This window comes from Thalassococcus arenae (assembly GCF_019104745.1).
GTDB lineage: Bacteria > Pseudomonadota > Alphaproteobacteria > Rhodobacterales > Rhodobacteraceae > Thalassococcus_B > Thalassococcus_B arenae.
The window spans coordinates 1,232,392-1,257,066 of the sequence record NZ_JAHRWL010000001.1 but is presented as its reverse complement, the minus strand read 5'-3'; the positions used below and the strand labels follow the sequence as shown (position 1 = coordinate 1,257,066).

The 24,675-nt window shown below is 64.1% G+C and carries 24 protein-coding genes; 21 read left to right on the top strand and 3 right to left on the bottom strand.

Annotation, left to right across the window (positions count from 1 at the left end; translation table 11 throughout):
• Window positions 1-117 precede the first annotated feature (117 nt).
• The 11 genes from bchL (at window position 118) to KUH32_RS06205 (ending at window position 9,169) form a co-directional block, all read left to right on the top strand.
• Entirely contained in the window at window positions 118-1,038 is a 921-nt protein-coding gene (bchL, locus tag KUH32_RS06255) for a ferredoxin:protochlorophyllide reductase (ATP-dependent) iron-sulfur ATP-binding protein (RefSeq protein WP_217778326.1), read from the top strand.
• A complete protein-coding gene (bchM, locus tag KUH32_RS06250) occupies window positions 1,038-1,709 on the top strand; it encodes a magnesium protoporphyrin IX methyltransferase (RefSeq protein WP_217777182.1) in 672 nt (223 codons plus the stop codon). Before bchL ends, bchM begins: the two co-directional genes overlap by 1 nt.
• Complete coding sequence (locus tag KUH32_RS06245; protein ID WP_431358176.1) at window positions 1,706-3,136, top strand: PucC family protein; 1,431 nt, start codon at window positions 1,706-1,708, stop codon at window positions 3,134-3,136. The genes bchM and KUH32_RS06245 overlap by 4 nt, the downstream gene beginning before the upstream one ends.
• Before the next feature lie 24 nt (window positions 3,137-3,160).
• On the top strand, window positions 3,161-3,940 hold the full coding sequence (gene puhA / locus KUH32_RS06240; RefSeq protein WP_217777181.1) for a photosynthetic reaction center subunit H: 780 nt from the start codon (window positions 3,161-3,163) through the stop codon (window positions 3,938-3,940).
• Window positions 3,941-3,964: 24 nt separating this feature from the next.
• Window positions 3,965-4,597 (top strand): photosynthetic complex putative assembly protein PuhB, encoded by a 633-nt coding sequence (gene puhB / locus KUH32_RS06235; RefSeq protein WP_217777180.1) that lies wholly within the window; start codon window positions 3,965-3,967, stop codon window positions 4,595-4,597.
• A gap of 9 nt (window positions 4,598-4,606) precedes the next feature.
• The gene (puhC, locus tag KUH32_RS06230) at window positions 4,607-5,068 is read left to right on the top strand and encodes a photosynthetic complex assembly protein PuhC (RefSeq protein WP_217777179.1); all 462 of its coding nucleotides are present in this window, start codon (window positions 4,607-4,609) and stop codon (window positions 5,066-5,068) included.
• A 38-nt stretch (window positions 5,069-5,106) separates the two neighbouring features.
• A complete protein-coding gene (locus KUH32_RS06225) occupies window positions 5,107-5,403 on the top strand; it encodes a hypothetical protein (RefSeq protein WP_217777178.1) in 297 nt (98 codons plus the stop codon).
• Complete coding sequence (gene acsF / locus KUH32_RS06220; RefSeq protein ID WP_217777177.1) at window positions 5,400-6,542, top strand: magnesium-protoporphyrin IX monomethyl ester (oxidative) cyclase; 1,143 nt, start codon at window positions 5,400-5,402, stop codon at window positions 6,540-6,542. The genes KUH32_RS06225 and acsF overlap by 4 nt, the downstream gene beginning before the upstream one ends.
• A gap of 72 nt (window positions 6,543-6,614) precedes the next feature.
• Window positions 6,615-7,427, top strand: coding sequence for a putative photosynthetic complex assembly protein PuhE (gene puhE, locus KUH32_RS06215; RefSeq protein WP_217777176.1), 813 nt, complete (start codon window positions 6,615-6,617; stop codon window positions 7,425-7,427).
• Window positions 7,417-8,631 (top strand): 5-aminolevulinate synthase, encoded by a 1,215-nt coding sequence (hemA, locus tag KUH32_RS06210; RefSeq protein ID WP_217777175.1) that lies wholly within the window; start codon window positions 7,417-7,419, stop codon window positions 8,629-8,631. The genes puhE and hemA overlap by 11 nt, the downstream gene beginning before the upstream one ends.
• Window positions 8,632-8,728: 97 nt before the next feature.
• The gene (locus KUH32_RS06205; protein ID WP_217777174.1) at window positions 8,729-9,169 is read left to right on the top strand and encodes a c-type cytochrome; all 441 of its coding nucleotides are present in this window, start codon (window positions 8,729-8,731) and stop codon (window positions 9,167-9,169) included.
• A gap of 57 nt (window positions 9,170-9,226) precedes the next feature.
• On the opposite strand, the gene KUH32_RS06200 is transcribed toward KUH32_RS06205, so the two are convergent.
• The gene (locus tag KUH32_RS06200) at window positions 9,227-10,264 is read right to left on the bottom strand and encodes a polysaccharide biosynthesis/export family protein (RefSeq protein ID WP_348541089.1); all 1,038 of its coding nucleotides are present in this window, start codon (window positions 10,262-10,264) and stop codon (window positions 9,227-9,229) included.
• 182 nt (window positions 10,265-10,446) lie between these two features.
• Between KUH32_RS06200 and KUH32_RS06195 the strand changes: the two genes are divergently transcribed.
• Entirely contained in the window at window positions 10,447-11,283 is an 837-nt protein-coding gene (locus KUH32_RS06195; RefSeq protein ID WP_217777172.1) for an NAD-dependent epimerase/dehydratase family protein, read from the top strand.
• Window positions 11,280-11,888, top strand: coding sequence for a sugar transferase (locus tag KUH32_RS06190; RefSeq protein WP_217777171.1), 609 nt, complete (start codon window positions 11,280-11,282; stop codon window positions 11,886-11,888). Before KUH32_RS06195 ends, KUH32_RS06190 begins: the two co-directional genes overlap by 4 nt.
• A gap of 11 nt (window positions 11,889-11,899) precedes the next feature.
• On the opposite strand, the gene KUH32_RS06185 is transcribed toward KUH32_RS06190, so the two are convergent.
• Both KUH32_RS06185 and KUH32_RS06180 read right to left on the bottom strand, forming a co-directional pair.
• Complete coding sequence (locus KUH32_RS06185) at window positions 11,900-12,577, bottom strand: YjbF family lipoprotein (protein WP_217777170.1); 678 nt, start codon at window positions 12,575-12,577, stop codon at window positions 11,900-11,902.
• Entirely contained in the window at window positions 12,574-14,733 is a 2,160-nt protein-coding gene (locus KUH32_RS06180) for a YjbH domain-containing protein (RefSeq protein ID WP_431358175.1), read from the bottom strand. The genes KUH32_RS06185 and KUH32_RS06180 overlap by 4 nt, the downstream gene beginning before the upstream one ends.
• 202 nt (window positions 14,734-14,935) lie before the next feature.
• Between KUH32_RS06180 and KUH32_RS06175 the strand changes: the two genes are divergently transcribed.
• The 8 genes from KUH32_RS06175 (at window position 14,936) to KUH32_RS06140 (ending at window position 24,672) form a co-directional block, all read left to right on the top strand.
• The gene (locus KUH32_RS06175; RefSeq protein ID WP_217777169.1) at window positions 14,936-15,784 is read left to right on the top strand and encodes a flagellar motor protein MotB; all 849 of its coding nucleotides are present in this window, start codon (window positions 14,936-14,938) and stop codon (window positions 15,782-15,784) included.
• 95 nt (window positions 15,785-15,879) lie between these two features.
• On the top strand, window positions 15,880-17,181 hold the full coding sequence (locus KUH32_RS06170; protein WP_217777168.1) for a flagellar hook protein FlgE: 1,302 nt from the start codon (window positions 15,880-15,882) through the stop codon (window positions 17,179-17,181).
• A 34-nt stretch (window positions 17,182-17,215) separates the two neighbouring features.
• Complete coding sequence (locus KUH32_RS06165) at window positions 17,216-18,664, top strand: FlgK family flagellar hook-associated protein (protein ID WP_217777167.1); 1,449 nt, start codon at window positions 17,216-17,218, stop codon at window positions 18,662-18,664.
• A 12-nt stretch (window positions 18,665-18,676) separates the two neighbouring features.
• Window positions 18,677-19,681 (top strand): flagellin, encoded by a 1,005-nt coding sequence (locus tag KUH32_RS06160; RefSeq protein WP_217777166.1) that lies wholly within the window; start codon window positions 18,677-18,679, stop codon window positions 19,679-19,681.
• The gene (locus KUH32_RS06155; protein WP_217777165.1) at window positions 19,678-20,784 is read left to right on the top strand and encodes a flagellar basal body P-ring protein FlgI; all 1,107 of its coding nucleotides are present in this window, start codon (window positions 19,678-19,680) and stop codon (window positions 20,782-20,784) included. Before KUH32_RS06160 ends, KUH32_RS06155 begins: the two co-directional genes overlap by 4 nt.
• 78 nt (window positions 20,785-20,862) lie before the next feature.
• Window positions 20,863-21,732: a flagellar motor stator protein MotA gene (gene motA, locus KUH32_RS06150; protein WP_217777164.1), complete on the top strand. Its 870-nt coding sequence runs from the start codon at window positions 20,863-20,865 to the stop codon at window positions 21,730-21,732.
• The gene (locus KUH32_RS06145; protein ID WP_217777163.1) at window positions 21,729-23,885 is read left to right on the top strand and encodes a hypothetical protein; all 2,157 of its coding nucleotides are present in this window, start codon (window positions 21,729-21,731) and stop codon (window positions 23,883-23,885) included. Before motA ends, KUH32_RS06145 begins: the two co-directional genes overlap by 4 nt.
• Before the next feature lie 79 nt (window positions 23,886-23,964).
• The gene (locus KUH32_RS06140) at window positions 23,965-24,672 is read left to right on the top strand and encodes a transglycosylase SLT domain-containing protein (protein ID WP_217777162.1); all 708 of its coding nucleotides are present in this window, start codon (window positions 23,965-23,967) and stop codon (window positions 24,670-24,672) included.
• Window positions 24,673-24,675: the final 3 nt, after the last annotated feature.

Sequence of the window (24,675 nt, the reverse complement as noted above, 5' to 3'; positions counted from 1 at the left end):
GCGCTGCCCCGGACCCCGGGATATTTTTGAACCAGAGAACAAGGGGCCCTGGTCCCGGAATGGGAGGGCGGCATGAGCCCCTTGGATGCAAAGAACCCGCCAGCGGCGAAAGCCGCGATGCGCGAAGCCGCGGGCCTGGAAGCGCGGGGCGTCAAGACGCCGCCGGTGTTGCGCGGACAGGACGGCGAAGGTTCGGTGCAGGTGCACCAGGACGCGACGATGAAGATCGAGGGGGCGCAGGTGTTCTCGGTCTACGGCAAGGGCGGGATCGGCAAGTCGACGACCAGTTCCAACCTGTCGGCAGCCTTTGCCAAGCTGGGCAAACGGGTGCTGCAGATCGGCTGCGACCCCAAGCATGACAGCACGTTCACGCTGACCGGCAAGCTGCAACCGACGGTGATCGACATCCTCAAGGAGGTCGATTTCCACGCCGAGGAATTACGGCCCGAGGATTTCGTCACCGAAGGCTGGGGCGGCGTGCAATGCATCGAGGCCGGCGGTCCGCCCGCGGGTACGGGGTGCGGTGGTTACGTGGTGGGACAGACGGTGAAGCTGTTGAAACAGCACCACCTGCTGGACGACACCGATGTGGTGATCTTCGACGTGCTGGGCGACGTGGTCTGCGGCGGGTTCGCAGCGCCGCTGCAGCATGCCGACCGGGCGGTGATCGTCACAGCCAACGATTTCGACAGCATCTATGCGATGAACCGGATCATCGCCGCGGTGCAGGCCAAAAGCGCGAACTACAAGGTGCGGTTGGCCGGTTGCGTTGCCAACCGGTCCAAGGCCACCGACGAGGTCGACCGGTTCTGCGACACGGTGGGTTTCAAGCGCATCGCGCATATGCCGGATTTCGACGCGATCCGGCGGTCGCGGCTGAAGAAGAAGACCCTGTTCGAAATGCCGGACGAGGACGACATCGTGCTGGCGCGCGCAGAATACATCCGGCTGGCCGAAACCCTCTGGGCCGGAACCGAACCGCTGGCGCCCGAGCCGCTGCCCGATCGTGATATCTTTGAACTGCTGGGATTCGACTGATGAGCTACGAGGTCACCCGCGCGCGGGTCGAAACGTATTTCGACCGCACCGCCACCCAGGTCTGGGAACGGCTGACCTCGGACGCGCCGGTGTCGCGTATCCGCGAAACCGTGCGCAAGGGGCGCGATGCGATGCGCGGGCGCATGCTGTCGGCCTTGCCGGTCGACATGACCGGGATGCGGGTGCTGGATGCCGGCTGCGGTGCCGGGCCGGCGACGGTGGAGCTGGCGCGGCGCGGCGCCGAGGTGGTGGCGGTCGACATCTCGCCTTCCCTGGTCGAGATCGCCGAACGGCGCCTGCCGGACAGCCTGCGCGACAGGGTCACCTTTGCCAGCGGCGACATGCTGTCGGCGCATCTGGGCCGGTTCGACCACGTCTTTGCGATGGACAGCCTGATCTATTACCGCGCGTCCGATATCCGCGACGCGCTGGCCGCGCTGCGCGACCGCACGCGTGGCAGCGTCGTCTTCACCGTGGCGCCGCGAACCCGGTTGCTGATGGCGATGTGGTATGCCGGCAAGGTCTTTCCACGCTCGGACCGGTCGCCTGTGATGATCCCCCACAAATCGGCCGATCTGGCAGAAACAGTGTCTGATATCGGACAGCTGCGCGATCTGGGCCGGGTCGCCAGCGGGTTCTATATCAGCCAGGCGCTGGAGTTCACGCCGTGATCCTGAGCCGCGCCCATATCGCGGGTCTGTCGGCCCGGCTGTTGCCCTTTTCGGACGCGGCGTCGGACGACCTGCCGCTGGGCCAGTTGCTGCGCCTGTCGCTGTTCCAGATCTCGGTCGGGATGGCCGGGGTGATGCTGCTGGGCACGTTGAACCGGGTGATGATCGTCGAGCTGTCCGTGCCGGCGACGCTGGTGGCGATCATGGTGGCGCTGCCGGTGCTGATCGCACCGTTCCGGGCGCTGCTGGGCTTCAAGTCGGACAATTATCGCAGCGCCATCGGCTGGAAGCGGATCCCCTATCTGTGGTTCGGCACGCTGTGGCAGATGGGCGGATTGGCGATCATGCCGTCCTGCCTGCTGGTGCTGGGTGGCGACGTGGTGCACGACATCCCCTTTGCCGGAGAGGCGCTGGCCGGGCTGGCCTTTGTCATGACCGGTCTGGGTATGCACATGACCCAGACCGCCGGTCTGGCGCTGGCCGCCGACCGGGCGACGGACGAGACCCGCCCCCGTGTCGTGGCGCTGCTGTATGTGATGTTCCTGATCGGCATGGGTCTGTCGGCCATCGTGATCGGCTGGCTGCTGCGCGATTTCAACGGCGTGCGGCTGATCCAGGTGGTGCAGGGCTGCGCCGTCGTGACGATCCTGCTGAACCTGGTGGCGCTGTGGCGGCAGGAACGGGTGCGCCCGATGACCAAGGCCGAGCGCGAGGCGCCGCAGCCCAGCTTTGGCGCCGCCTGGGCCGACCTGACGCGCGGCGGCACCGCCGGGCGGTTGTTGGCGGTGGTTTTCCTGGGCACCATGGCCTTCAACATGCAGGACGTGCTGCTGGAACCCTATGGCGGCGAAATCCTGGGCCTGTCGGTGTCGTCGACCACGCTGCTGACCGCCGGTTGGGCGGCGGGTGCCCTGGCGGGTTTTGCGATGGCCGCACGCTGGCTGCGGCGCGGTCTGCACCCGTTCCGCATGGCCGGGCGCGGTCTGTTGGCCGGGCTGGTGGCGTTTTCCGCGGTGATCTTTGCCAGCCCGATGGGATCGCCCGCTTTGTTCTTTGCCGGGGCCACGCTGATCGGATTTGGTGGCGGGCTGTTCGCCGTGTCGACCCTGACTGCCGCAATGACCCTGCCCGAGACCGACATGGCCGGAAAGGGCCTGGCCCTGGGCGCCTGGGGTGCCGCGCAGGCAACTGCCGCAGGACTCAGCACGCTGATCGGCGGGGCGCTGCGCGATGGCGTCAACCAGATCGCCACAAGCGGCGCCTGGGGTGCGGCGCTGAACGATCCGGCCACCGGGTATTCCGTGGTCTACCACACCGAAATCGGCCTGCTTTTCGTCACGATGGTGGCGTTGGGGCCGCTTCTGTCCCGCAACCGTATTCCACAAGAGAAATCGACAGGGCTGGGCCTTGCGGATTTCCCGACCTGACCAAGGCCCATCAAGGAGGACGACATGACCGAAGACTATATCCTGGGCAATCTCGACGTCGCCAGCATCGCGCTGTGGCTGTTTTTCTTTTTCTTCGTGGGCCTGGTGGTCTGGATCCAGCGCGAGAACCAGCGCGAGGGTTATCCGCTGGTCGACGAGGACGGCTCGCCCGCCGATGCCGGGGGGGTGTTCCCGCTACCGGAGGACAAGACCTTTTTGCTGCCGCATGGACGCGGCAGCTATACCGTGCCGTCGGGCCAGACGCCCGAACGCGGCGATATCGACGCCAAGCTGGTGCCGACCGGACAGTCGGGCGGTTTTCCCTATGAACCTGCAGGTGACCCGTTCGCCGATGGTGTCGGCCCGGCGTCGTGGGCGCCGCGGCGCGACGAGCCGGAGCTGGACGGCAAGGGGCATCCCAAGATCGTCCCGATGTCTGCCACCGAGCATTTCCACGTGGCCGCGGGCCGCGATCCGCGCGGTCTGCCGGTGGTGGCCGCCGATGGTGCGATCGTGGGCAAGATCAGCGACATGTGGATCGATGAGCCGGAACAGCTCGTCCGTTATCTCGAGATCGAGCTGGACGCCGAATATGGCCAGGGCAGCCGCCTGGTGCCGATGACGCTGGCGCGGATCAAGTCCAACCAGGTCGCGATCCATTCGCTGTTCGGCAAGCATTTCGCCGGGGTGCCGACAGTCAAGGCGTCGCGGCAGGTGACCAAGCTCGAGGAAGAGAAGATCTGCGCCTACTACGGCGGCGGCAAGCTCTATGCCGAAGAGCGCCGTCTCGAGTCGCAGCTGTAACCGCGCGCAAAAGGGGGTGCCGCCATGAGCCATGACGATTTCGCAACCGAGCCCGTTCCGGGCCTGCCGGAGAAACCGCCCGAGGGCGAACATATCCTCTGGCAGGGCCGACCGAACTGGGTTCAGCTGAGCTGGGAGGCGATGAGCCTGCCCTGGGTGATCGGTTATTTCGTCCTGCTGGCGCTGTGGCGGTTCGGCGCGGTCTATGACCTGTTGCCGCTGGGTCAGGCCATCGGCGCGTCGGTGCCATTCCTGATCCTGGGCGCGGTCGTGGTGGCGGCGTTGATGCTGGTGGGATGGGTGCAATCTGTCTGCACGCTCTACACCGTGACCAACAAGCGGGTGGCGATGCGTATCGGTGCGGCGCTGACCGTGACGCTGAACATCCCCTACCGGCAGGTCGCCAACGCGACCCTGTCGATGCGCGGCAACGGCACCGGCACCATCGCGTTGGAAACCATGGGCGACACGCGGTTGAGCTATCTGGTCTGCTGGCCGCATGTCCGGCCCTGGGTCATGCGACGCACGCAACCCGCGTTGCGCTGCATCCCCGATGCCGAACGCGTGGCACGACTGATCGCCGAGGCGGCCGACACACACGTCGCGACACCGCAAGTGGAACGCCGGCCGTCCCGCGCGGCCGTCGCGGCGGAATAGGAGGCGAACATGGACCGCACCCATCCCCGATTTCGCAGCGACGACAAGGAACTGGTCCCGCGCGTCATGGTCCGCGCCATGGTCGCGTTGGTGCTGCTGTGCCTGATCCTGGTCAGTGCCCATGTCTGGACCGGGCAGCCGGTGAAATACACCGCGCCACAGGCCGCAGTCGACAGGGAGCGCATCGTATTCCTGCAGGGCGACATGGCCGGATCGGCCCGCGTTCTGGACGCCAACGGTTCGCTGATCGCCGATCTTGCCCCGGACGAGGGCGGCTTCGTTTCGGGTGTGTGGCGCGTGTTGCAGCGCGAACGCACCAAGGCGCGGGTGGCGCTGGACGGGCCGGTGCGCGTGACGGCCTACGACAACGGCCGCATGGCCATCGCCGATCCGAGCACCGGATGGAGCGCCGACCTGATGGGGTTCGGCCACGACAACGCAGCAGCCTTCGCCAAGCTGCTGCTGGACTAGCGCGGGGACACCCGCGCGCAACCGAAAGGGAACCGGAAATGGGACTTCTGACACGCGAGATCGAAAAGGTGCCCTGCACCGTCGAGATCAGCCACAAATTCGAAAGCCTGCACGCGCATGTGCGGTTCAACGACGGCTCAGTCGTCTATCCGGGCGACGAGGTGCGGGTGCAGGGCCCCGAGATCATGGCGCCGTTCGGCGAGATCGTCACCGAAGACCGCGAGGCGGTCATCGTGCGCGCCAGCCGGCTGGAACGGCTCTGGACCCGCATGACCGGTGATTTCGAGGTCATGGAGCTGTGCGAGTTTTCCTTTTCGGAGGAGGTGAAGCTATGAACGCCCAGAACCCGCAAGGCTACACAGGCAAGCACACCGCCGACGCGACCACCGTCGAGGAAGGCCTTGCCATCCAGGAAAAACAGGCGAAATTCGACGACGATTTCGCCACCGAGACCGCGATGCAGAACACCCTTCTGACACCGCGGTTCTACACCACCGATTTCGACGAGCTGGACGCCATCGACGTGAGTTCCGTGCGCGACGACTGGGACAAGCTGATCGCGCAGATGGTGAGCGACCCCAACAAGGGCCATTTCAAGAAGAACGAGGACTGGGACCATGTCGATTGGGACGGGATGGAGCCGCAGCTGAAGAAGGAGTTCATCGACTTCCTGATCTCCAGCTGCACCGCCGAGTTCTCGGGCTGCGTGCTGTACAAGGAAATGAAGCGGCGCGGTGCCAACAAGGACATCACCCAGCTGTTCCAGCTGATGGCGCGGGACGAGGCGCGGCATGCCGGGTTCATCAACGACGCGCTGCGCGAGGCGGGGCTGCGGGTGAACCTGGGTTTCCTGACGCAGTCGAAGAAATACACCTATTTCCGCCCGAAGTTCATCTACTACGCCACCTATCTGAGCGAGAAGATCGGCTATGCGCGCTACATCACGATCTTCCGTCATCTCGAGGCCAACCCCGAGCATCGCTTCCACCCGATCTTCAAGTGGTTCGAGGAATGGTGCAACGACGAGTTCAGCCATGGCGAGGCCTTCGCCCTGCTGATGAAGACCGACCCCAAGCTGACCAGCGGCGGCAATGTCTGGTGGATCAAGTTCTTCCTGACCGCGGTCTATGCCACGATGTATGTCCGCGATCACCAGCGCCCGGCCTTTCATGCCGCTTTGGGGGTGGATCCGGATTGGTATGCGCACGAGGTCTTCACCAAGACGTCGAAGCTGTCGGAACAAATTTTCCCGATCACGCTGGATATCGACCATCCGCGCTGGCAGCGCAGCCTGGAACGGCTGCATCGCGCCAATGTGGCGATTGCCGAGGGGAAGGCGGCCGGCGGTCTGTCTGGCAAGCTCAAGCAGATGGGTGGATCGATACGGGCCGCGCTGGCCTTCGTGTCGCTCTACACGATCCCCGCAAACCGGCATCTTGTGCCTGATTCGACACGGCTCGAGCCGGTCTACTGACACCGGAGTGGGGGGCCAGCCCCCCACACCCCCCGGGATATTTTTGAACCAGAGAAGGACGGACCCGTCTTGATGAATGACCCCTGGATCGCCGCGTTCGTCGCGCTTTTCCTCTGGTGGTTTTCCACCGGGGCGATCCTGGTCGTGGTCAAGCTTGCCGACCGCCGCGGCGGACGCACGGGGCTTTGGGTGACGCTGGCGGGCCTGCCGGCGCTCGCGCTCGGGCTCTGGGGGATGTGGGTGTCGTCTGGCATTGCCGGAGTGGGCGCGGTCTATCACGGCTTTGTTTCGGCCCTGGCGGTCTGGGGTTGGATCGAACTGGCCTTTCTGACCGGTGCGGTCGCCGGGCCGAACCGCCATGTCTGCCGCGTCGATGTGCCGGAATGGGAACGGTTCATCCGGGCCTGGGGAACCATCGCCTATCACGAGGTGGCGCTTGTGGCGGCCCTGATCGGACTGGGCCTGCTGTTCGCGGACGCCGCCAATCCCTTTGGCTTCTGGGCCTTCGCCGTGCTGTTTTTCGCCCGGGTGTCGGCGAAGCTGAACCTGTTCCTGGGTGTACCCAAGATCAATACGGAATTCCTGCCCCGGGCACTGGCGCATCTGCCAAGCCATTTCCGCATCGCGCCGATGAACGGGCTGTTCCCCTTGTCGATCACGGGCCTCAGCTTTGCTGTCGCCTGCTGGCTCGAACGGCTGGTTTTCGTCACCGATCCGGCGGAAATCGTGGGTTTCGCCTTGCTGACCGCGCTGACGGCGCTGGCGCTGCTGGAGCACTGGTTCATGGTGCTGCCGCTGCCTGACGAGAAACTCTGGCGCTGGATGCTGCCCGCGCCCAAAACCAAACTGGACAAGACGACGACGGAGGACGCCCATGGACTTTGACAGCCTGTTCAACGCCCAGCTGGATACTTTGAAAGAAGAAGGCAATTACCGGATATTCGCCGAGCTCGAGCGCAAGGCAGGGGCCTTTCCCAAGGCGCGCAGCCATGATGAGGATTGCCCGGACGAAGTGACGGTGTGGTGTTCGAACGACTACCTCGGCATGGGTCAGCACCCCGAGGTGATCGCCGCCATGCAGGAGGCCGTCGCAGCTTGCGGGTGCGGGGCAGGGGGCACGCGCAACATTTCGGGCACCAACCACCAGCACAAGCTGCTGGAGGCCGAGCTGGCCGATCTGCACGGCAAGGAGGCGGCGCTGCTGTTCACCAGCGGCTACGTGTCGAACTGGGCCGCGCTGTCGACACTGGGCGCACGGCTGCCGGATGCGGTGATCCTGTCGGATGCGTTGAACCATGCCAGCATGATCGAAGGCATCCGCCACGCCCGCTGCAACAAGGTGATCTGGAAGCACAACGACCCGGAGGATCTGGACCGCAAGCTGGCGGCACTGCCATCGAACGCCACCAAGATCGTGGCGTTCGAGAGCGTCTATTCGATGGATGGCGATATCTGCCCGATGGAAGAAATCGTCGAGGTGGCCGAGAAACACGGCGCGATGACCTACCTGGACGAAGTCCACGCGGTCGGCATGTACGGCCCGCGCGGCGGCGGCGTGTCCGAGGAACGCGGGCTGGCGGACCGGATCACGCTGATCGAAGGCACGCTGGGCAAGGCCTATGGCGTGATGGGTGGCTATATCACCGGATCCGAGGCTCTGTGCGACTTCATCCGCTCCTTTGCCAGCGGGTTCATCTTTACCACCGCACTGCCGCCTGCCGTGGCCGCCGCGGCGCGCACCTCGATCGCGCATCTGAAATCCAGCGATGTCGAGCGCAAGCGCCAGCGCGCGCAAGTTGACAAGCTGCGCGACCGGCTGAGCCAGATCGGCATCCCGCATCTGGACAACCCGTCCCATATCATTCCCGTGATGGTGAAGGACCCGGTCAAGTGCCGGCAATTGGCCGATATCCTGATGCAGGACTTCGGGATCTACGTGCAGCCGATCAATTACCCGACCGTGCCCAAGGGTACCGAACGGCTACGGTTCACCCCGGGGCCGTTGCATTCTGATGCCGATATCGAGCATCTGGTCATGGCGCTGACCACGCTGTGGAAGCGTTGTGCGATCGCGCATGCGGTTGCCTGAACCATTTGTCGCGCATCGTTTCACAGGATTGTTGTTGTTGACACTTTGGGCACTGCGCTAGGTTGTCGGCGGAAACGAGTCTAACGGAGAACGCGTTATGAAGCTCAAGATCGTCACGGCGCTTGCCGCCGCCACTCTGGCCACGTCGGCATTTGCCGAGTCCCATGCCGGAAGCGGCGACGCGGCGGCCGGTGAGAAGGAATTCAACAAGTGCAAGTCGTGCCACATGATCGTGGCCGATGACGGCACCGAAATCGTCAAGGGCGGGAAGACCGGTCCGAACCTTTGGGGCGTTATGGGTCAACAGGCCGGCGTCGTCGAAGGCTTCAACTATGGCGACTCGCTGGTCGCGGCGGGCGAAGCGGGCCTTGTCTGGGACGAAGCCAACTTCGTGGCATATGTGCAGGATCCGCGCGGATTTCTGCAGACCTATCTCGACGACAGCGGCGCCAAGTCCAAGATGTCGTTCAAGCTGCGCAAGGGCGCAGAAGACGTCTATGCCTACCTGGTGTCGGTCGGGCCCGCCCCGACGAACTGATCACGACGGACCAATGCATCGACGGGCGTGCCATTCCGGCGCGCCCGTTTTCTTTTATTACCCGGCGGTCGCCGCCACCTGGCCGGAAAGCCCGAGTACGCTGCCGATCAGGCCGAAGATCGTCTGTGCGGACGTGACCGGGGATTCGGTCGCCAGCACGATGTCATCGGGATTGATCATGAAGTTTCGTGCAGCGAACAGGCCGTCTGCACTGGTCAGGTCAAAGCTGAACACGACTTGCTGCATGTTCGGTCCGAACGCGTCTGCGCGGAGGTCCTTGCTTCGGTATTCCCGCAAAACCAGGACCCCCTTGGGATCGGCGCGCAAGTCCGACAAGCCACCCATGAGCGACAATGCCTGCAGGGCGTTCAACTCGTCCTTCGGGAAATAGATCAGGTCTTCGTTCCCGGTCGCACCCAGGGCCACGAACGACCGGTCGTCCTCTTCGACGACCACCGTGTCGCGCGGCTGCAGCAGAATGTTCCGCGAGCCGGATTCGAACAGCTGGTCGGCCGAGATCTGATAAGTCGTGGTCCCGCGCAGCAAGCGCACGCGGGGATTGCGCAGGGTTGGTGGTATGCCGCCGGCATCCGAGATGAGGGCGAGAATCTTGTAGTTCCGGGACGGCATCGGATACGACCCCGGTTGCGCCAGCCCGCCTGCGGCATCCACGGCGCTGCCTTCACCCGACACCACGCTCAGTTGCACCTGCGCGGATGGCACGATGGGCTCGAGATTGGCTTGGATACGCGACCGCGCGCTGGCCGGTGTCAGCCCGCGAACGTTCACTTCGTTGACATATGGCAGAAAGATCGTGCCGTCGGCGCTGACTTCCATGTCCGCCAACCGGGTGAACTTTTCGCCCGGGCTCGTCAGCAGCGAGTTTTCCTGGCTGTCCCAAATCGTCACGGTGACCTTGTCGCCGGTGCGGATGACGGTGCCGTCGGATATCGATCCGGCTTTGGGCCAGTGGAAATGACCATGCCAGCCGGTAGCCGGCCAATTTGCCAGAACGGGTGTGTTTTCCCGGGTGACCTGAACCACCTGAAAGGTCGGTTGCTTGCTGTCGGCTTCCTTCAGCACTTCCGATTGCACGGCGGCACCTCGAGGCAGGCTGCAGGCAGCCACAGCGAGGCAGACGAAAACAAGAGCGATCCCGCGGATGCGTTTGTGCAAAACCAGTCCCCCCAGACAAGCTGCCATTGTTCGCTTTCTAGACAGGATTGCGGCTGATAGACAGACCTTCAAGGCCGGAAAAGACGAATGAGGCAAAAACCGTGGCGCCCGGATCGCAGATTACCAGGGTTCTGGTTTTGGGAGCGTCGGGCAAGGTCGGGCGTCTGATACTGCGCCACTGGGACCAGGCCCCGCCGCAAGGGGTCGAACTTGTTCCGGTTTATCGAACAGATCGCGCTGAACGCGGGTTGGTTTGGGTCTCGGGATCACCGGCGCCCAAGGTTGCGGGGCCCACGGCAATCGTCGCTCTTTGGGGTGTCACGCCTGTCGGCGGCGAAGACCTGTCGCTCAATGTCGATCTTGCGCGGCATGCCGTGGCCCTGGGCGAAACCCTGGGCGCGGAGTGCGTGGTGCACCTGTCGAGCGCGGCGGTCTACCGGCCGGGACCGAATCCCTTGACCGAGGACGCGGCGGACCCGCAGACCGACTACGGACGCGCGAAACGGGCGATGGAACACGCCGTTCTGCACCGGGACGCGGCCGCGCGCCAGGTTATCCTGAGGGTCGGCAACGTGGCGGGTGCCGACAGCCTGTTCCGGAGTATCGCCAGCGGCGGCGAGATCGCCATGGACAGGTTTTCCGACGGATCGGGGCCGTCACGCAGCTATGTGTCGCCGCCGCACCTGGCCCAAATCTGCGAAGCCGCGATCCGTGAACCGGTCAGTGGTGTGTTCAACGCATCGGCCCCGCGGGCCACGGCAATGGCCGAAATCGCACAAGCCGCCGGGCGGCGCATCCGCTTTGTCGATGCACCTGACGGCGCCGCGCCGCTTGTTGCGATGGATACGGCACGTCTGTCGGAATTCTGCCCGTTGCCGCCCCAGGCGGCAGACCCGGCCTACCTTGCAGGCTTTGCCGAGGACCCGGTCTGGTCATGACGGCGCGACGGCTTATGGATATCGTTTTGGCATTGCTTCTGGTCGCGCTTCTTTGGCCGCTGATCCTTGGAATCGCCTTGTTGATCCTGCTGCGTGACGGCCAACCGGTGCTGTACCTTTCGGAACGGATGCAAAGCCCGGAACGGGCGTTCCAGTTGTGGAAGTTCCGCACGATGGCAACCGTCGAACAAGACAGCGGCGTGTCGGGCGGCGACAAGGCGGCGCGGATCACCGCCACCGGGCGAGTTCTGCGCCGCTACCGTCTGGATGAGCTGCCGCAGCTTTGGAACATCCTGCGCGGCGACATCGGCTTTGTCGGACCCCGCCCGCCATTGCGCCGCTATGTCGAGAGGTTTCCCGATCTCTATGCCGAGGTTCTGAGGGATCGTCCCGGCGTCACGGGCCTGGCGACCCTGGCCTATCACCGGACCGAGGAACGCCTGCTGTCGGTATGCCGTTCTCCCGAGGAAACTGACGCGGTATACAGCCGCCGCTGTGTGCCTCGAAAGGCCCGGCTTGACAGGATCTATGCCGCGCAGCGCACGCTGTGTTCAGATCTGCGACTGATGCTGGCAACGGTGGTGCGTCGCGTCGGCCTGCACTAGCGCAGAAGGCTTCAGCCGCGCACGACCTGCACACCCACGAACCCGGTCGTCTCGCCCAGCCATTGCCGCGCCGACAGGATGTTTCCATTGCCGTCGACAAGAAAGGTCATCGTGCGGACGCGCCCGTCGCTTTCGCAAATCGCCTGCATCTCGGTCGCTGTGCGGGGTCCGGCCGTCGTCGGAACCGAAGTGGTGCCTTCGGACTTGACCAGGCAGTCATAGTCGATCGCCTCAGTGACATCCTCGGGCGTCAGGTAGCGTTGTGTGTACCGGACAACGCCGTGTTTGCGACCGCGAACCATTTCCAGCAGCGCGTCTTCCTCGGACGACATCAGGTCGCCGCCCAGACCGCGCGTCGCCGTGACCAACCCGTTCCGGATCACAACGGATTGCCGGGCGGACGTTGCGAAGGTGCGGTACGGTCCGTTGCGCTCTATCTCGATCAGAAGCGTCTGCGATTTGCGGCTTTCGATCTGCAACATGATGATGGGTGCGTCGGTCGCCGCCAGGGCCCGCCCGACCTGCTCTGCCGTCAGCGGCCGGGGTTCGGCCCGGCGAGCGGCCAGGATCTGCGGCACCTGCTTGATGATGCGGCCCGTGGTTTCCGCCGACGGCGAATTGCCGCAGGCGGCAAGCATGGCAAGCCCGGCAATGCCGGCTGTCAGGCGAACGATCCAGGTTTTCTTCATCGCCAGAACCTCCCCCAGGACTTTGCCGCATCCGGCTGGTGGGCACCGCGCACTTCGTCGTAAAGCCGCCCGTTCACGTTCAGGCGCGCACCGCCATCGCGCGTCAGCGAGCTGATGGCGACCGTGTTCGATTGGCGGGTCGACTGACCCAGCAGGGCTGCCAGCGGGATGGTGACCCGCAGCCCCTTGTCGAACGACCCTTCGCCGAAATCCTCGAACGGGGTGTCGGTCACCGTGGCATAGGCGCCGATGCGCCACCCATTGGCGAATTCGCGGTCCAGCGACACCGTCGCGCCATAGTCGCCCGCAAGGTAGCGGCCGACATCCAGCTGGCCGTGAAAGCCGTTTCCGAAATCGTAGTAGGCCGAGACATGTCCGTTGACCTCGGGAATCGCCCGCACCCGTCCGCTTACCGGGTCGACCGTTTCGTTGCTTTGAAGCCCGAAGCGCTGGTCGAAATCGCGGCGCCGGACATAGTTCAGTTCGGCTCCCAGGGCGAGGCGGCTGTTCACCGGTTTCCACAGCAATTCGGCCGAAGCGCCGGCATACATCGGTTCGAGATATCCAAGCGTGACGCGGCTGTAGAGGTTGCGGCCCGGTCTGCCGTAATGGGCCAGCGTCAGGTATTCGATGGCCGGATCGCCTTCGGCGCTGTATCGGGCGTAGTCGGTTCGCACGCGCGGCAGGTTGGATTCGTCCAGCCGGAGCGAGTCGAGATCGCCCGTCAGCCGTTTGGTCACCGATCCGGACGCCACGAGGTTCGGCGTCAGGCGCCAATCGGCTTTCGCCCGCAACCCGAAATCGGCCCGGACCGGGCTGTCGGGATCGAAGACCGACACGGCCAGGTAGGGTGCCAAAGACCATGTCAGACGTGGGTAGAGCCCGGAATCTGCCGCGGGTGTGCGCCCGTAGGCATCGGCAAACGTCGTGCGGGCAAGCATCTGGTCGGCGTCGTCATGCTCAAGCCGTTCCAGATCGCTGCGGTTCACGATCACCGAAGACGCACCGACGCCATTGACCACCGACACGATCTCGAACTGTTCGACGGAGGCCGGCAAAGCGCGGCTCATTGCGCGGGCAGTACGGCCGACGGCTTGCGACGTGGCGTTGTAGGTCGGGTTGCGCAGCCGAACGACCGCCCGGTTCGATTCCAGCTGCAACGCCTCGAGCTTGAGCCCGTCCTTGTCCATGAGTTCCGCAAGGCTCTGCCGGGCGCTGGCGATCCGCACGCTGTCGCCCGTCCAGCCCAAATCCGCGGAATCGCCGGGCGCCCTTGGATCGATCGGCAGCGGGGCCTGATCGATGCCACCGCCGATGCCGATGGTCCTGGGGTTCAGGTTGAAGGTCAGCTGTGCCCCGATCTCGGTTCCATATGCGTGGTACAGCGACAGTTGCGTGCCGTTTCGGAAGGTATAGTCCACGCCGTAGCTCCACGGCGATCCCTTGTCGAAGGCGCCTGTGGTGCTTTCCTGAACGTAGTCGTCCGATGAATACTCGAGCTTGAACCGCAGCCTGTCGCTGGGTGCATAGCTGATGCCGCCGAACGGCGCGACGTCGCCACGGAACCAGCGGTCATAGGTCGGCAGACCGCCTTCGCCCAAAAGCTCTTCGGGCCGGGTGCCAAGCGTTCCGATCGATCCGTGGCTGCCCAAGCGACCCCAACCCAGGCCGCCGGTGATCTTCAGCCCCGGTGCCAGCGTCTTTGTCGCGACGACGTATTCGCCGCCGTAAAGCCCTGTGCCGATGAAATCCTGCAAACCGATCACAACGGAAGGAAGGTACTGGCCTTCCGTCAGTACCTGGTAACGCAGGTCGAAGCTTCGATCGTAGTAAACTCCGTCGACGCTGGACGGCGTGATGAAGTTGTCGATCGCGGAATAACGAAAGCTTCCGGAAAGCCGCGGCGCGATCTGGAAAGTCAGCGTTGTGCGGGTGTTGTCGCCGAACCGAGAGACAGTGCTGGACAGCATCGCGTCTTCCGGCATCTCGGCCGTCGGCATGTCGATCAGGCCTGGCCCGCCGTAAAGATTGAAGCCGACGGACTGTTCCGCGCCGCCCGGAGCGGCTGCGACCACAGCGAAAACGGCCACGGCGCCAACGAACCGCCGCGGCAGATTGCGTGCCTGACCGTCGTTCATGCCTGCCCGCCCTCGCATGCGCCACCTCTTGGATGTTGGTTTTCTCAACGCCTAGACGCTTTGGCCGATCCTGTCCACAAAGCCGCGCGCCAAGCTGTCCGTCTGTGGGATTCTCGGCACGGTTTGGCCGATCTTCGCGTTCGATAAAATGCCGAGTTTAGCAGCTTGGTAACGCACGGTCGGCTAGCCCTTTTGTCGGGTGAGAATTGAGGTGGTGAGAATGGGTGCCGACAGCAATGTCGCGCCGGTCATCATCAGGAAGAAGAAGATCGTCGTTGCCGGCGGCCACCATGGTGGCGCCTGGAAAGTCGCCTATGCGGATTTCGTGACGGCGATGATGGCCTTCTTCATGCTGATGTGGCTGTTGAACGCGACGACGGAAAAGCAACGCAAGGGGCTTGCGGATTACTTCAACCCGACCGTCGCGGTGGCGCGGGTGTCCGGAGGTGGCGAAGGCAGCTTTGGCGGCGACACGATCTTCGCCGAAAACACGTTGTCCCAGGTCGGCACGGGCGCGACCAGCTTTCGCCCCACCGCCTCGCACCAGGCCAGAGGCATCGAAACCTCGTCCGAAGCGGAGCGCGACAGCACCTCTGACGAAGGGGACAACTCGGCTTTTGGTCGGATCGAAGACTTGCTGGTCGGATTGGGCGGCGAAAGCCTTGTGTCCGACGATATTCGTCATCACATCGAAACCCGTCTGACCGACGAAGGGCTGGTCGTCGAGCTTTTCGACACGGATGAAGCGCCGTTGTTCAACGACGACGGGGCGCCGACCGGCCTGACCGGCAGATTGGCCCAGGTGATCGCCGCCGCGGCCGAGGTCGTAACCAACCCGGTCGCCATCGAAGCGCATGTCGCGACATATCCCGTCGTTCGTCTGACCGATCCGTCCTGGCAGGTCACGTCCGAACGGGCCGCGTCCTTTCGGACGATGCTGGTCGACAGCGGCCTGGCCGACGAACGGGTGCAGCGCATGACTGCACATGGCGATCGCGAAGCCGATGACAGGAACCGCATGGATCGGCGCAACAACCGGATCGAGGTGATCTTCCTGCGGAGCCCCTGACGGATAGAACCAATTTTATCTGTTAGCGGGCCATTAAGCCGGCGCGCGTAACTGTTGCCTCCGAACGGTCTCCGGAGACAGCAGAAAGGCGTGTCATGACGATTTCCTCTTCCCTCAATGCCGGCGTCGCAGGATTGTCTGCGAACGCAACGCGGCTTGCCACCATCTCGGACAACATCGCCAATTCGGCGACCTACGGCTACAAGAGGGTCGAAACCGATTTTTCCTCGATGGTGATCTCGTCTTCGGGCGGCACCTATGCCGCGGGCGGGGTCCGCACGACGACCAACCGCCTGATCGACGAAAGCGGCGCTCTGGTGGCCACCACCAACGCGACCGATCTGGCGGTGCGCGGACGGGGCTTTCTGCCCGTCGCCCGCGCGACCGAGGTAACGGCCGGCAACGGCGACCCGCAGATGTATCTGACCACGACAGGGTCTTTCCGCACGGATGCCGATGGCTATTTCCGAACCGAGTCCGGGCTGATGCTGCTGGGCTGGCCCGCCAATCCCGATGGCACGATCCCGGTCTATCCGCGCGATGCATCCGATGGCCTCGAACCGGTGCGGATCAACGTCAACCAATTCTCCGGCGAACCGACGACACGGATGTCGCTGGGCGTGAACCTGCCGGCTACCGAAACCTATGCCGGTTCGGCTGGCGATCCGCTGAACCTGTCGGTCGAATATTTCGACAATCTCGGCAGGTCCGAGAACCTGCAGATCAGCTTTACGCCCACGGTTCCGGCAACCGGGACGTCGAACACCTGGACCATGACGATCGCGGATACCGCCTCGGCCGGCGCGGTGATCGGCGAATACGAAGTCACGTTCGATTCGTCGCGCGCCTCGGGCGGTACCATCGCATCGGTCACGACGATTTCGGGCGGTGCCTACGACCCCGTCAACGGCACCTTCATCATCGACGTGGCCGGCGGTCCGATCGAGGTCGGCATCGGCCAGCCGGGTACCAATGCCGGTCTCACGCAACTCTCCGACAGCTTCGCACCGCTGAACATCTCCAAGGATGGTTCGCCCGTGGGCAACATGACGTCGGTCGAAGTCGATGAAAACGGCTTTGTTCGGGCCTTTTTCGACACAGGCATTACCCGGACCATCTATCAGGTTCCGCTTGTCGACCTGCCGAATCCCAACGGCATGGTGGCGCTGGACAAGCAGGTCTACATGCCATCGCCCGAAAGCGGCAGCTATTTCCTGTGGGATGCCGGTGACGGTCCGACCGGCGACGTCGTGGCCTATGCGCGCGAGGAGTCCGCGACCGATGTGGCGACCGAACTGACGGAGATGATCCAGACGCAGCGGGCCTATTCGTCGAACGCCAAGGTGATCCAGACGGTCGACGAGATGCTGCAGGAAACCACCAACATCAAGCGCTGAACCCGCCCGGTGACGCCCAACGAAAGGAAGCGCCATGTCGCTGTCCGGAGCCCTCAACAACGCCCTCAGCGGGCTGACCGCGAACGCCCGCGCCGCGGGGTTGGTATCATCGAATATCGCCAACGCCACCACCGAGGGGTATGGCCGAAGGACGCTTGGTCTGGCGCCTTCTGCCGTCGGCACGACGGGGGGCGTCCGCATCACTGGCGTCACCCGGCACAGCAATCCGTTGGTGCTGGGCGACCGCTGGTTGTCGGACGCGGCCCTTGGCAATTCCGAAACGCGCCTGGCCTTCGCTCGGGGAATGGAGACCGCCATCGGCCAACCGGGCGATGCAGGATCGCTTCCCGGGCGTGTCACAGCGTTCGAAAACTCGCTGACTCTGGCGGCGTCGAACCCCGCATCGCAACATCGCCTTGACGCCGTGGCCGCGGCGGCGACCGATCTTGCCGCGACGCTGAACCGGTTGTCCAACCATGTCCAGCAAGCCCGCGCCGATGCCGACAAGGCGATCGCCGCCCAGGTCGGAACGCTCAACGAGACCCTGGCGCGGATCGACAAGCTGAACGCCAAGATCGTCGCGGCCTCCAGCCGCAGCGACGACACGGCGGCGTTGATGGACGACCGACAGCGCGCATTGGACACGTTGTCTGAAATCGTACCGTTGCGCGTTGTCGCCCGGGATCACGGTGCCATTGCCGTGTTTTCCACAGGCGGCGCACAATTGCTCGACGGCTCGCCGGCGCGGATCGGCTTTCAGCCGGCGTCGGCCATCGATGCCAGCACAATTCTCGGCGCAGGTCTATCGGGGCTGACGATCAACGGGATGGCGGTGAACAGCGGTCCTGACGGACCCTTCGGGGGTGGTGCGCTCGGTGCTCAGCTGCATCTGCGCGATATCGACGGGATCGCGCGGCAGGCGGAACTGGACGGCCTCTCGCGGGATCTGGCCGAACGGTTCGGTCCCGGCGGCCCCGATCCGACCATGACGGCCACCGATCCGGGCTTGTTCACCGATGCTGGAACGGCGTTCAACGCGGCAAACGAACCCGGATTGGCCGGGCGAATCGCGTTGAACACGCTGGTTGCACCCGGCACCGGACAAAGCTGGAAACTGCGCGACGGGCTTGGCGCTGCCACGCCTGGGGATGCCGGGCAATCGCAACTTCTCGACGCGCTCGGTCAGAGATTGACGGAACCGCTGCCGCCCGGCTCGACGGCGCTGGCAGCAGTGTCGCGCGGTTTCGCCGATCGCGCGGCAGACCTGTCGGCCACCGTTTCGGGGGCGCGGCTGCGGATCGAACAGACGCGCGGATATGACGCCGCGCAGAACACCGCCCTGCGCGAGATCGAGCTTTCCGACGGCGTCGACACCGATGCCGAATTGCAGACCCTGATGCGGATCGAACAGCAATATGCGGCCAACGCTCAGGTGATGTCGGTCGTCGACGACCTGATGCAACGCCTGCTCAACGCTTTCTGAGGAGCTTTTTTGATGAACTCCATCGGTGACATGGCCCGCGCGCTTGTCCTGCGCACCAACCAGGTCCGGCTGCGGCAGGATATGGACCGTCTCGCGACCGAGGTCGCAACCGGCGAGGCAACCGACAAACCCGCGCGCCTGGCTGGCGACACGACTCCGTTGCTGGCACTGGACCGGTCCCTAGCCCGGCTTGAAACCTTCCGCATCAATACCGCCGAAGCCAAGCTGGTTTCCGGCGCGATGCAAATCGCGATGGAGCAGATCCAGTCGCGCAGCGAACAGGTTGCGCAATCGCTGTTGGGTGCCGATCTGACACCGTCGCCCGCGCTGTTGCAGACCCTGTCCGGGGACGCCGCAGACGCATTGGAACAGGCGATGGGGGAACTGAACCGCTCCGTCGCCGGCCGGTTCCTGTTTTCGGGGGCGGCAACGGATGGTCCGGCGCTTCAGGACACCGATACGATGTTGGCCGATCTGCGCACCGCGTTGACCGGCCTTACGACACTACCCGATATCGAAACTGCACTCGATGCATGGTTCGATGGTCCCACAGGCGGCTTTCAGACCAGTACCTATGTCGGTTCGACGGCCGGGTCCGGACCGATGCGGCTCGGTGAGACCGAAAGCGCCCAAATCGATATCCGCGCCGACGATGCGGCGTTTCGCGCGCTTCTGAAACCACTTGCGGCGGCGGCCCTGGCCGCCGATCCCACGCTGGGCCTGTCAGTCGAACTTCAATCGTCGCTGTTGTCGAAAGCCGGCCGCGACGTGCTGTTTGCGCAGGAGGCAGTGGTCGAACTGCGTGCAGGGCTCGGTTCTCTGGAAGCCCGGATCGAGGAGACCGCAACGCGAAACGCAGCCGAGCGCACCGCAGCCAGCATCGCGCGGAATGAGCTGATCTCGACCGACCCCTATGAGACGGCCACCCGCTACGAGGAGGTGCGCAGCCAACTCGAAAGCCTGTACGCCATCACCGCGCGGTCTTCGCGCCTGTCACTTGCGGAGTTCCTGCGATGATCCGTCTCTGCCTTGCCCTGATTTGCTTTGTTGCCGCGATGCCAGGGGTCTCGCTGGCCCAGACCGTGCGCATCAAGGACCTTGTGGAGGTCGAAGGCGTGCGGGCCAACGACCTTGTCGGCTATGGGCTTGTCGTTGGTCTGAACGGCACAGGCGACGGTTTGCGCAACGCCCCGTTCACCGAAGAGATCATGACCAACATTCTCGAGCGGCTTGGCGTCAACGTCACTGGCGAACAATTCCGGCCGCGCAACGTGGCGGCGGTTTTCGTCACCGGTCGGCTGCCGCCCTTTGCACGCGCCGGTAGCCAGATCGACGTGACGGTGTCGGCCATTGGCGATGCAAAAAGCCTGTTGGGCGGCACGCTGGTCATGACCCCGCTCAATGCCGCGGACGGTCAGATCTATGCCGTCGCCCAGGGCACGGTGATCGCCGGCGGGGTCGAAGCCGAAGGCGACGCGGCGCGTGTCGTGCAGGGCGTACCCACGGCGGGCGTCATCCCGGCCGGCGCCCGGGTGGAGCGCGAGGTGGATTTCGATTTCACCCAGATGTCGACGCTGCGCCTTGCGCTGCGCGAACCCGACTTCACCACAGCCGCGCGGATCGAGACCGCGATCAACCGGACCATGGGGCGCTCTGCCGCGCTCATGCAGGATGCCGGAACGGTTGTCGTGGATCTGTCCCGCACCGGCGCGGCTTCGCCGGCACGCGCCGTGGTGGAAATCGAAAACCTCGGGGTCGAACCGGAACGCCGGGCGCGCGTTGTCGTCGATCAGCGATCGGGAACAATCGTGATGGGCGACGACGTGCGGATTTCGCGTGTGGCGGTGTCGCAAGGAAACCTGACTTTGCGGATCGAGGAATCGCCGATCGCCGTTCAGCCAAATCCTTTTTCCGAAGGCGAAACGATCGTTCTGCCCCGTTCCGGCGCTGCGATCGACGAAGAGCCGGGGATCGGTCTGGCCGAAGTTCCGGGCGGCACAACGCTTTCGGAAGTCATCGGAGGCCTCAATGCCTTGGGCGTCTCGCCGCGAGACATGATCGACATTCTCAAGAGCATCAAGGCCGCCGGCGCGCTGCATGCCGAGTTTCTGGTGATGTAGAGCCGGTCACGCGACCGCTGAAGCTTTGTTAACCCGGCGCGCGCAACAGTGTCGCGACCTTGAATCGGGAGCAACGTCATGTTCGGATTGATCGGCATCGCCGTGATCTTCGTGATGGTCTTTGGTGGCTACATTCTTGCCGGCGGCAAGATGGGCATCATCCTCAAGGCTTTGCCTTTCGAGTTGATGATGATCGGTGGCGCCGCAACCGGCGCGTTCCTGATCGGCAACGACTCGAGTGTGGTCAAACAGACCGCCAAGGACATGGCCAAGGTCTTCAAGGGTCCGAAATGGCGCCCGTCCGACTATCGCGAGTTGTTGTGCCTGCTTTTCGAACTGATCCGCCTTGCCCGGCAAAGCCCGGTCGCCATCGAAGAGCACGTCGAGTCTCCCAAGGAATCCACGATTTTCACCAAATACCCGAAAATCCTGGCCGACAAATATGCCGTCGAACTGATTTGCGACACGATGCGATCCGTTTCGATGAACTACGACGATCCTCACCAGGTCGAGGACGTGCTGGACAAACGGATCGAGGGAATGCAGCACCACGCCCTGCATTCCAGCCATGCCTTGCAATCCATGGCCGACGCGCTGCCGGCCCTGGGCATCGTTGCCGCGGTTCTGGGTGTCATCAAGACAATGGCGTCGATCGACCAACCGCCCGAGGTTCTGGGCAAGTTGATCGGCGGCGCGCTGGTGGGCACGTTTCTCGGCGTGTTTCTGGCTTACGGCCTCGCCTCGCCCTTCGCGTCCAAAGTTCGCGCCGTGGTCGAGGAGGACATGCATTTCTACCAACTCATCCGCGAGGTTCTTGTCGCGAACCTGCACAACCATGCCACCAATATCTGCATAGAGGTCGGACGGCAGAACACGCCGTCGCATTGCAGGCCCAGTTTCGTCGAACTCGAGGAAGCCCTCAAGAATGTGAAGCAGGACGCAGCATGATGCGGCTTCTACTGGCCGGTTTTCTCGCGCTTGGCGCAACCGCGCTTTCGGCAGACCCGGTGGTTATTCGCACGGGAGAACACCCCGGCTTTACCCGCGTGGTTCTTGACGTTCCGGCCGGTACCGGATGGTCTCTGACCCGGAACGCCGATTTGTCGACTGCGCGAATAACTCTGGATCGCCGTTCCGGCTTCGACTTGTCGAACGCTTTTCTGCGCATCCGTCGAGATCGCATCGCGGATCTTGTGCAGATCGCTCCGGATTCGGTGGAATTCGCATTGAATTGTGCCTGCGATGTGTCGGCGCAACTCTTGCAGGGAACAATGCTGGTCGTCGATTTCGCGGACCCCCCGGTGGATCGACCCAGGCAATCCGCAGAGCCACTTCCGCTGTTCTTCGACGCAGATGACACCGGCTTGGACACGGCCGCGCAAATGGTCCGTGCGGCACCGGCCTTCGATCCTCCGATGCGCGACGCCGCCCTCGAGGCGCCAGATGAAGACCTGCCTGTCGGCTTGCGCAACCTTGCGGTTCGGTTGACCGAAGCTGCCGCACAGGGGATTCTGACGGCCGACGACAGCGCCGGGCCGGACTTGTCACCCGTAGCCGAAGCTGAAAACGGACAGCCCGGCGACGACACTCCGGCGCTTGCGTCGGCGCCGCTGGCCGTCCGGCTTGAACCAGATGACCGGATCCGCATCGGCAGCCGCTGCACGCCGGACGCAGAACTCGATTTGCCGAGCTGGGGCAATGCCGAACGGCTTTTCGATGACCTCGCGGCGGCGCGGCTGGCCTTGGCCCGCGACCTGGACGTGCTGGACAGCGCGGCGCTGACCGATCTGGCAAGGCTCTATCTGTTCGCCGGGTTCGGTGCCGAAGCACGTGCAGCCCTGTCGCTGATTCAGGGCGAGGCACCCGCCGCACTGCTTGGTCTGGCCGATTTGTTGGATGGCCGGCCCGGGTCTGAAAGCGGGTTCGAAGGCCAGTCGGCATGTCCCGGGCGTGCGGCGCTATGGGGTTCGCTGGCGCAGACCTCCGCGACAGGTCGGATCGCGCCGGAAGACCGATCGGTTCTTGAGGCATTCGAAGAATTGCCGGCACATCTCAAGTCGTATCTGGCGCCCCGACTTGCCGAGCGTCTGACGATCGGCGGCAGGACCGACCTGGCGAAGGATGTGCTGAACCGGCAAAAGCGCGATGGCGCCGTGCCACCGGTGGATGCTTTGCTGGTGCAAGCGCGGATCGATGCCGAAGCCGGCGCCATTGACGATGCCAATGCAAGGCTGCAGGACGCTGTCGACCGATCGCCTGCAATCGCTCCGAAGGCGTTGACTGTCGCCGCTGACCTGATCGCCGACGGGGCCGAAGTAGCGATCCCCACGGATTCGTTGCTTACGCAGGCGCTTGCCTCCGAGTTGCGCGATACCGATCTGGCCTCGGGGGTTCTGCAAAGCCAAGTGTACGCGTTGATGGACGCCGGCGCATTCGCAGAGGCCTATGCACTGATCGACGCCGAAGAGGAAACCGACAGTGGGTCTGCCGCGGTTCTGTGGCCTCGATTGTTCACGCGCCTGGCGAAGGATGCGGATGATGCGACATTCCTGTCGCTGATACTGGCGTCGCAAAACGACTGGTCGTCAAAGATACCCGACGACCTTCGGCCAGAGCTGGCCGAGCGGCTTTTGTCCCTCGGTATGGCGGAAACCGCTTTGGCGATGACGCAGACGGTTTCGGGTTCTGAAAGCCGGAGAGCGGTTCAGTTGCTCAGGGCAGCGGCGTATCTCAGATTGCGCCAACCCGAAGACGCCGAAATCGCCCTGATCGGCTTGCGAGGCCCGGATGTGCTGCGCCTGCGTGCTGAAGCGCGCGCCATGATGGGTGACTACGATTTCGCGAAAACGGCCCACGAAAGCCTTGGCGACAACGAGGCCGCGGCACGGGCCGCGTGGATGGCAGGCGATTTGCAGGATCTGCCGGTCGATGTCGGCGGCCTGTACGAGGCCGCAAGCCGGCTATCGGCCGAACCGATTGCGCCCCCGCAAACCACGGAACCCAGCTTGCAGGACGTCGGCACGTTGATCGAGCAAAGCCAAACCGCGCGCAGCGCGCTCGCCGATCTTCTTTCCGAAAGCCGACTGGACGACGGCGGCTAGGTCTTGCCGAAAAGGTTTGTCAACTTCTTCCAGCTACGACCGGTGGTGCAACAGAATGTGGCAGGGTCAAACCGGAATCATGCGCCGGGTCATTCAGCAATCCTACATCGCCGCGACGATGAGATGGTTTCGTTCGACCGTCCTGATGTCCCTCGCATCGGCCGGTATCGCCGCGGCCGAAACAGCGCAAGACGCAGCAACCTGTGACAGGGCAGCGGCGGTCGCTGCGCAAGAAAGTACCGTGCCCCTTGCCGTGCTCTTGGCGGTGACGCGAACCGAAACGGGCCGCGCTCGGGGTGGCGACCTGGAACCCTGGCCATGGGCCGTCAACACCATGGGGCGGGGCACCTGGTTCGCAGATCGACGATCCGCGTTGGACCACGCCTCGCAAATGATAGAGATCGGTGTCCGCAACCTCGATATCGGGTGTTTCCAGATCAACTACCGCTGGCATGGCAGAGCCTTTCCGGAACTGCGCGACATGTTCGACCCCGTGAAGAATGCGGTCTATGCAGCATCGTTTCTGGCCGACCTCTATGCCCGGACGGGCGATTGGCGGACTGCGGTCGGCGCGTATCACAGCGCAACGCCGGCGCTGGCCGACAGGTATCTGCAACGGTACGACACCGTCCTCGCTTCGATCGCAGCCGACGATCCACCAACACCGGATCGAGCAGGCGACGCACCGCGACAAGCCCTGATATCGACGGAAGGCACGGCCGCCCGGGGCTCGCTGGTCAGGTTGTCCGACCGAAGGACGTCCGCATCGATCATGTGGGGAGGTTGAGCG